Here is a 1,064-nt window from a genome sequence, read left to right as displayed (position 1 = left end):
AAATTTTCAGGTCGGTTAAGACAACCGGTTGGTACCTGACTCAACGTATTGCCCGATAGACCCAATAAGACGTTAGCGATATTGGCTGGCTGGACAACAGGTACCGTAAAATGGCTCTGCGTCATTCCCAGGTTTATGAAGCATCAGCAAACATAAGAGGTGGAATGAGCATCTACGCAGATATTCTTGCACAGCGCGTGCCAGAATAGCAATTCACTCGCGATAAAATCACCATCTCACTGATCGTTAACACATTAATTTCTTCTTAACAGGTGTTATTACCCGGCTCAGGCGTCGCCTCAGGCCCACACCATTGCCTGGGGTGCGTCTCCATTCAGAGACAGGCAACGCATACTTAAGTAAACACCTTATTAAACATAGCGTTATATGTCTCAATGTAGCGACAAACGGATATTATGTTCTTACGCTGCGTTCGACCAGTGCCATAATCACCGCGTACAACTCATCCCGCGCCTGTTGTTCGGTGATTTCATTACGGGTGGATGCGTAAGCCACCGATTCCGCAGCCCCCAGCATGGCCCACAAACCGGCGTTCGATAATGCTTTACCCCCGGTGAATGGCGTCAGCGTTTCGCGACACTTCTCAATAAAGGCGACTTCGTAGGCCCGCTTAATCTGCTCAAGCTCGGGTGAACCAACAAGTGCAGCTATGATACCCGGTATCTCCCGCCCCTGTTTTTGAACACAATTCACATACGATTCGGCCATCACCTGCGCCCTGGCCGACAAAGTGGCTTCACTTTGCGCTAATGCCGCATCAAACAGCGCATTTTGGCGGGCATCGAGCTCCTGATAAAGCACCGCAAACAGACCTGAACGTGTGCCGAAATGATCATACACCACGGGCTTAGTGACGCCTGACTGCTCAGCCAGGCGGCCCAGCGTTAAGGCCTCCGTTCCCTCGGTACGAATGAGCTGCCATGCCGCTTCAATGAGCTGCTGGTAACGCGCCTCACGCGATAAACGTCGCCGGGGCAGCGGTGAAGAGTTTATGTCCGTTGACATGCTTATATACCAAAGGTAACTTACCAATAGTATATTAG

At 50.8% G+C, this 1,064-nt stretch carries 1 protein-coding gene; it reads right to left on the bottom strand.

The features are described 5' to 3' along the window. Window positions 1-414: 414 nt before the first annotated feature. Window positions 415-1,026 (bottom strand): TetR/AcrR family transcriptional regulator, encoded by a 612-nt coding sequence (locus WH277_RS08290; protein ID WP_339456313.1) that lies wholly within the window; start codon window positions 1,024-1,026, stop codon window positions 415-417. Between the last annotated feature and the right edge of the window lie 38 nt (window positions 1,027-1,064).

Origin of the sequence: Erwinia sp. MYb416, assembly GCF_037479575.1 — a bacterium.
GTDB classification, from domain to species: domain Bacteria; phylum Pseudomonadota; class Gammaproteobacteria; order Enterobacterales; family Enterobacteriaceae; genus Erwinia; species Erwinia rhapontici.
Note: the sequence above shows the minus strand (reverse complement) of the source record. Positions and strands in the feature narration are given on the sequence as shown.

Coding starts and splice junctions, on each gene's coding strand:
- WH277_RS08290 (WP_339456313.1), bottom strand. CDS start 1,026: ATGTCAACGGACATAAACTCTTCACCGCTGCCCCGGCGACGTTTATCG.